Raw genomic sequence first — 6956 nt, forward strand, 5'->3', positions numbered from 1 at the left:
GAGGCTGGCGAGGTTGCGCTGGCGGAATTACGACATTTTGGTAACGATATGATGTTTCTGCGAGGCGATATATCCGAGCCGGCGGATGTGCATCGCATGGTCGATGCCGCAGCGGCGCGAATGGGCCTCCTCGACTATGCGTTCAACAATGCCGGCATCTGCCATCCGCTAGACGGCGCATGGGATGGTGACGCCTTTGACAGAACGTTCGCGATCAATGTTCGCGGGATGATGGAATGTATCAAGGCGCAACTGCGGCACATGCTGCCCAAGGGCAAGGGAGCCATCGTCAACACGGCTTCCGTCGCTGGACTGGTCGCGTCCGTTCATCCATCCCAACCGGCTTATACCGCCAGCAAACATGCCGTCATCGGGCTGACCAAGAGCGTAGCACTGCGTCATGCACGCGATGGCATAAGAGTGAATGCCGTCCTGCCGGGCGTTACCATGACAAACATGGTACGAGATGTGATGCAACAGGGGCCGGAAGTACGCGCGACGCTGGAAAATCTGGCGCCCATGGGCCGCATGGCACGACCGGAAGAGGTTGGAGAGGCGGTGTTGTGGCTATGTTCGGATCGAGCCAGTTTCGTCACCGCCCATGCATTAGCTGTCGACGGAGGCGCATTGGCGCAATGACGATGCAAGCGATCAGTCTCCGATCACGATATCCTCTCCATCAGGCGTGACGGAGTAAAGAGTCAGTCCGTTTGTCGTCAGCGGTGACAGCGACCGGCCATCATCCAGGCTGAAGCGCGCGCCATGATGAGGACACATGATGACATCGCCGCGCACGCGGCCGCCATCGAGTGACAACATCTGATGCGGACACATTTCGGCCATCGCATGAATGCCATTTTGGTTTCGACAGAGGAGAACCCGGCGCCCTTCGCATTCGACGACATGTGTACCGCTCATGGGTATCTGGTTTAGCGGAATGCGCATTCTATCCCCTCTTTTTTAGCGTGTAGAGGCCTGTTAGCGCGTGTGTGATTATAAGTCACTTGCATAACATACTATAGCATACTAAATCGAAGCGAGGGCGGGAGCATGCTTGCTCTTTCGTGGCGCATGATCGCCCGACACAACCAAGAGGGGCAATGGCCCCGAGCAGGTGAGGTGCATGACTGAGATCGGTATTGCGCGCTTTGGCGCCTATGTTCCCCGCCTTCGCATCGAACGATCGATCATCGCCGCCGCCCATGCGTGGATGGCGCCGGGCTTGCGGGCGCAAGCGAAGGGCAGTCGTGCCTTCACCAGTTGGGATGAAGATGCGATCACCATGGCGGTCGAGGCGGCGCGCGATGCCGCTGGTTCCACCGGTCTGTCGGGTGTGGAGGGGGTCCGGCTGGCATCGACCAATCTGCCCTATGCAGATCTGCAGAATGCGGCGATCGTCGCGGGGGCGATTGGCGCTGCGCCTGATATCGCCACGTCGGATGCGGCCGGATCGCAGCGGGCTGGTACGTCCGCGCTGTTGCAGGCGTTGAAGGGTGGACGGCCCGAATTGGTGATCGCCGCCGACAATCCCTTCGGTAAACCGGCCAGCGTGCAGGAACTGAGTTTTGGCGCGGGCGCGGCGGCATTTGTCCTGTCTGATCGCGATGTGGTGGCGCGATTGATTGGGTCGGCCAGCGTCAACAGCGTATTCGTCGATCACTTCCGATCGGACGATGCCTCGAGCGACTATGCTTGGGAAGAGCGGTGGGTCCGTGACGAAGGCTATGCGAAAATTGCGCCTGCGGCGATTCAGGCGGCGTTGAACGATGCGCAGATTGCCATTGCCGATATTCAGCATTTCGTCATGCCATCCTATCTGAAGGGAGCGGCGGACGCGGTCGCGAAGAAGGTGAAGTTTGCAGGGGTCGTGGCTGGTGGCCTGGAGGATGGCGTGGGCTATGCGGGTGCGGCCCATGCACTGCTGATGCTGGCGGCAACGCTGGAAAAGGCACGGCCGGGCGAACGCATCCTGCTGGTTGGCTTCGGCCAGGGAGCCGATGCGCTGATCTTCCAGGTGACGGATGCGATCGACGGCGCCAAGCCGGCTCGCGGCGTCGGCGGCTGTATCGCCGATGCGCTGCCGACCGACAGCTATCTGCGCATGTTGTCCTTCTATGGCGGCATCGAAGCAGAATGGGGCATGCGTTCGGAGAAGAGCGCCAAGACCGCCCTAACCGAACAATATCGCTCTGCCGGACAGTTGGAAGGCTTCAACGCGGGCAAATGCAGCGATTGTGGCACGGTGCAATTCCCGCAGCTTCAATATTGCGTGCAATGTCATGCCCCGGCCGATCGGTTCAGCGATGTGTCCCTGCGCGATGAGCAGGCTGAGGTGCTGACCTCCACTGCCGACTGGCTGTCCTATCATCCTTCGCCGCCACTCTGGGTCGGGTTCGTGCGCTTCGACAGCGGCGCGCGCGTGCTGATGGAAATGGTCGATATCGGCAAGGACGGGATCGATACGGGAGCTAGGCTGCGGATGGTTTTCCGAATCAAGGAGAAGGACCGGCAGCGTGGATACAATCGCTATTTCTGGAAATCGACGCCGCTGAGCGCGGCCTGAGGAGCAATATCCATGGCAACGGGCATCAAGGACAAGGTCGCCATTCTGGGCATGGGATGTTCCAAATTCGGCGAGCGTTGGGACGCGGGATCACCTGACCTGATGAAGGAGGCGTTTGAAGAGGCGCTGGCGGATGCGGGGATAGAGCGCAAGCAGATCGATGCCGCCTGGTTTGGTTGCTGGGGCGACGGGATCAACGTTGGCAACTCTTCCATTCCTGCGGCGATGGCGTTGCGGCTGGAAGGCATCCCCGTGAGCCGCGTGGAAAATATGTGCGCCACCGGCACGGAGGCATTGCGCGGCGCGACCTACGCCGTCGCGAGCGGCGCGGCCGATATCGCGCTCGCCATCGGCGCGGAAAAGCTGAAGGATACGGGTTTCGGCGGCCTGCCGCCGCCGTTCAAGGGCACGTTCAACGATATGTGGATGCCGATGGGATCGGCTCCGGCAGGCTTCGCACAGCTGGCGCCCTATTATCGATCCAAATATGGCACGTCCAAGGAGGATCTGAAGCGCGCCATCAGCCATGTGTCGTGGAAGAGCCATCAAAATGGGCAATATAGCCCCAAGGCGCATTTCCAGAAGGCGGTGTCCATGGACACCATCATGAACGCGCCCATGATTTCCGATCCTTTGGGCCTGTTCGACTGTTCGGGTGTGTCGGACGGCTCCGCTTGCGCTATCGTCACCACGCCGGAAATCGCCAGGGCATTGGGCAAGAGCGACCTGGTGACGATCAAGGCGCTGCAACTGGCCACCAGTTCCGGGCGTGAAACCCAGACCAATGCGTGGGACGGCAGCTATGTCGCGACGACGCGTGCTGCTGCGGCGCGCGCCTATCAAGAGGCCGGTATCACCGATCCGCGCAAGCAGGTTCACTTAAGCGAAGTCCATGACTGCTTCTCCATCACGGAATTGGTGACGATGGAGGATCTGGGCTTTTCCGACGATGGTCGTGCGGTATTCGACATTCTCGATGGCCGCTATGACCGGGATGGTGCCATGCCTTGTCAGATCGACGGGGGCCTCAAATGTTTCGGGCATCCGATCGGCGCGTCGGGACTGCGCATGGCCTATGAAATCTACAATCAGTTGCTGGGTCGGGCCGGGGAGCGGCAACTGTCGTCGCCGTCGATCGGCGTGACGCATAATCTGGGCGGCGTTCCCTATCAGGGTATTGCGGCCATCTCTGTTCTGGGGCTTGCATGATGGCTGGTGTCTGGTTTGACGAACTCGAAATCGGGCAGGTCTTTCACCACCCGATCCGCCGCACGCTGACGGAAACCGACAATCTGCTGATGTCGACGTTGACGCATAATCCGGCGCAGCTTCACATCGATGCGGAATATATGAAGGGAACGCCCTTTGGCCGCCCCCTCATGAACTCGGCCTTCACGCTGGGGCTGATGGTCGGCATTTCGGTGGGGGACACCACGCTGGGCACGGCGGTTGCCAATCTGGGCTGGGACGAGGTACGCTTTCCCAATCCGCTTTTTGCGGGCGACACCATCCATGTCGTGACCGAGGTTGTCGAGTTGCGGGAATCCAGATCGCGGCCGGAGGCGGGTATCGTCACCTTCCTGCATCAGGCGTTCAACCAGAAGGATGAACTGGTCGCGACCTGCAAGCGGTCGGGCCTGCAACTCAAGAAGCCGGCAGAGGCATGAGCGACCTTCCCATCCGGTCGTTCCTCTTCATACCGGGCGACAGCGAGAAGAAGATGGGCAAGGTCGATGGCACGGCCGCCGACGCCTTCATCTTCGATCTGGAGGATGCCGTGGCCGTGGCGCGCAAGCCGGCGGCGCGCGATATGGTGCCAGCCTTCATCAAGGATCGCCCCAAAGGACAGCGGAAAACGCAATATTGGGTACGCGTGAACCCATTGGATACGCCCTGGACGCTTGAGGATCTGGCCGCGATCGTGTCGGCGTCACCGGACGGTATCATGCTGCCGAAGGTGAATGGGCCGCAGGATGTGGCACAGGTGAGCCATTATCTATCTGCGCTCGAAGCGGCAGCCGGACAGGACATCGGTACGATCAAGATATTGCCGGTGGCGACTGAGACGGCGATCTCGCCCTTTCGCCTGGGCGATTATGCAGGAGCCGGTCTCTATCGCCTCTATGGCCTGACCTGGGGTGCTGAAGATTTGAGTTCGGCCATTGGCGCAAGCAGCAATGTCGATGAAAGCGGACAGTGGACGTTGACCTACAAGATGGTCCGTTCGCTGTGTCTGCTGGGCGCTCATGCCGCAGGAGTCGAGGCGGTCGACACGCTCTATGTTGATTTTCGCGACCCTGAAGGCCTGCGTGCATCATGCAGGGCGGCACGGGCGGAGGGCTTTTCCGGGCGGGTCGCGATCCATCCCGCCCAGGTTGATATCATCAACGAGAGTTTTTCGCCATCGCCAGAAGAGGTTGATTTCGCGCGCCGGGTCGTGGCGCTGTTCGCTGCCAACCCGGATTCCGGCACATTGGGACTGGATGGCAAGATGCTGGATATTCCGCATTTGAAACAGGCGCAGCGCACGCTCGCCATGCATGAGGATCGCAATGGCTGACATGATGCTGCACAACGATGGAGGGCGGGGTATTTTCTCCGCCGAACATGAGCAGTTTCGGGAGACCGTAGCGCGGTTCGTGGATGAGGAACTGGTTCCCCACCATCATCAATGGGAAAAGGATGAGGTCGTTCCCCGCGCCATCTGGAAGCGCGCAGGTGAGGTCGGTATATTATGCCCCAATATACCTGAGGCTTATGGCGGCTTCGGTGCCGACTGGCTCTACAATGTCGTGGTCATCGAAGAACTGGCGAAGAAAGGGATCACCGGTCCCGGCTTCATGGTTCATTCGGAAATGGTGGCGCCCTATATATTGGCGGCTGGTACCGAAGAACTGAAGCAGGAAGTCCTGCCAAAGATGGTCACGGGCGACTATATCGGTGCATTGGGCCTCACCGAACCGGGTGCCGGATCCGACGTCAAGGAAATCCGCACCCGCGCCGTCCGCCAAGGCGACTCTTATGTGCTGAACGGCCAAAAGGTCTATATTTCCAACGGCCAACTGGCTGATGTCATGGTTTGCGCCTGCAAGACCGACCCGGCAGCAGGTGCAAAAGGAGTCAGCCTGATTGCAGTCGATACGCATCAGGATGGTTTCAAACGTGGCCGAAATCTGGAGAAAATCGGCCTGAAGGCGCAGGATACGTCGGAAATCTTCCTGGAGGATGTTCAGGCCACCGTTTATCGTCGTCTGGGCGAGGAAGGCAGCGGCTTCGGCATCATGATGGGCAAGCTGGCGCAGGAACGGCTGACTCAGGCGGTGCGCAGCATTTGCGTGGCTGAGGCGGCGATCCAGTGGACTGTGGACTATACATCCGAGCGCAAGATGTTCGGCCAGACACTGGCCGATTTTCAGAATACCCAGTTCGTGCTGGCGGAATTGTCCGCGGAGGTGTTGTCGGCCCGTGTCTTTACAGACTGGTGCATCAAGCGCTTTCTGGCAGGCGAACTGACAGGGGTGGAGGCCGCGAAGGTCAAGCTCGTCGTCACCAACTTGCACGTCAAAGTCGTGGACCAGTGCCTCCAGTTCTTCGGCGGTTACGGATATATGACCGAATATCCTATCGCCCGCGCCTATGTCGATGCGCGCATCGTCCGGATCGCCGGCGGTGCCGCGGAGGTCATGAAGCAGATCATCGGCCGTGATCTCTTCAAAAAATAGAAACACGCTTTCATAAATTTACATTCAGTTGTGAATGTATGTCTTTACTCTCTCCAGTAAGCAGGCTAACTATAGGCGTGCGGATTGGGAGGGTGACTGATCCGCACGACCCGTTGAAATAAGAAAAGTGCCCGACCGCGGCGCGAAATGGGGAGAGGATTGGCATGACGAACAACAAACTGTTGTTGTGCGCGTCGTTCATCGCGATTGCGCAAATAAATTCCTTCGCTTTTGCGCAGGAAGAAACGGGGACCAGCGCTGCCCGGCAGCAGGCGGACATCATCGTGACCGCACAACGTCGCGAACAGCGGTTGGAAGATGTGCCGTTGACCGTGGCGGTGCAGTCCAGCGAGCAATTGGCCAGGGCCGGCGTGAATGACAGCCGTGGTCTCCAGCAACTGACGCCCGGCCTCGTATTCCAGCAGCAAAGCAGTTTTCTCAACCCGTCCCTGCGCGGTATTTCCACGACCGTCGTTACTGCCGGCGCCGAGAACCCGATCGCGATCTATCTCGACAATGTCTATGTTTCCAGTTTCGCAGGTTCGATCCTGTCCTTGCCCGACGTCGATCAGATCGAGGTATTGAAGGGACCGCAGGGGACACTTTTCGGCCGCAATGCGACTGGCGGCGCCACCGTCGTCACACCCAATCGTGCCGAGTTGCAGCAGGTG

The 6956-nt window shown here is 59.5% G+C and carries 8 protein-coding genes; 7 read left to right on the forward strand and 1 reads right to left on the reverse strand.

The genetic code is table 11. The features are described 5' to 3' along the window. On the forward strand, positions 1 to 639 hold a 639-nt coding region (locus VMR39_RS23625; RefSeq protein WP_325419788.1), incomplete at its 5' end, for an SDR family oxidoreductase. Positions 640 to 651: 12 nt separating this feature from the next. Here the strand turns inward: VMR39_RS23625 and VMR39_RS23630 are convergent. Continuing rightward, a complete protein-coding gene (locus tag VMR39_RS23630) occupies positions 652 to 945 on the reverse strand; it encodes a Rieske (2Fe-2S) protein (RefSeq protein WP_325419790.1) in 294 nt (97 codons plus the stop codon). A 178-nt stretch (positions 946 to 1123) separates the two neighbouring features. On the opposite strand from VMR39_RS23630, the gene VMR39_RS23635 reads away from it, so the two are divergent. The 6 genes from VMR39_RS23635 to VMR39_RS23660 form a co-directional block, all read left to right on the forward strand. Then, on the forward strand, positions 1124 to 2563 hold the full coding sequence (locus tag VMR39_RS23635; protein WP_325419792.1) for a 3-oxoacyl-[acyl-carrier-protein] synthase III C-terminal domain-containing protein: 1440 nt from the start codon (positions 1124 to 1126) through the stop codon (positions 2561 to 2563). Between the two features lie 12 nt (positions 2564 to 2575). Beyond that, entirely contained in the window at positions 2576 to 3772 is a 1197-nt protein-coding gene (locus tag VMR39_RS23640) for an acetyl-CoA acetyltransferase (RefSeq protein WP_325419794.1), read from the forward strand. Continuing rightward, entirely contained in the window at positions 3772 to 4230 is a 459-nt protein-coding gene (locus VMR39_RS23645; protein ID WP_325419802.1) for a MaoC family dehydratase, read from the forward strand. The genes VMR39_RS23640 and VMR39_RS23645 overlap by 1 nt, the downstream gene beginning before the upstream one ends. After that, positions 4227 to 5123, forward strand: coding sequence for a CoA ester lyase (locus tag VMR39_RS23650; protein WP_325419796.1), 897 nt, complete (start codon positions 4227 to 4229; stop codon positions 5121 to 5123). The genes VMR39_RS23645 and VMR39_RS23650 overlap by 4 nt, the downstream gene beginning before the upstream one ends. Beyond that, positions 5116 to 6285, forward strand: coding sequence for an acyl-CoA dehydrogenase family protein (locus VMR39_RS23655; protein ID WP_325419798.1), 1170 nt, complete (start codon positions 5116 to 5118; stop codon positions 6283 to 6285). The genes VMR39_RS23650 and VMR39_RS23655 overlap by 8 nt, the downstream gene beginning before the upstream one ends. Before the next feature lie 164 nt (positions 6286 to 6449). Further along, positions 6450 to 6956 (forward strand): TonB-dependent receptor plug domain-containing protein (locus tag VMR39_RS23660; protein WP_325419800.1); only part of this gene is annotated, 507 nt, incomplete at its 3' end.

It is taken from the genome of Sphingobium sp. (assembly GCF_035511395.1).
Lineage (GTDB): Bacteria > Pseudomonadota > Alphaproteobacteria > Sphingomonadales > Sphingomonadaceae > Sphingobium.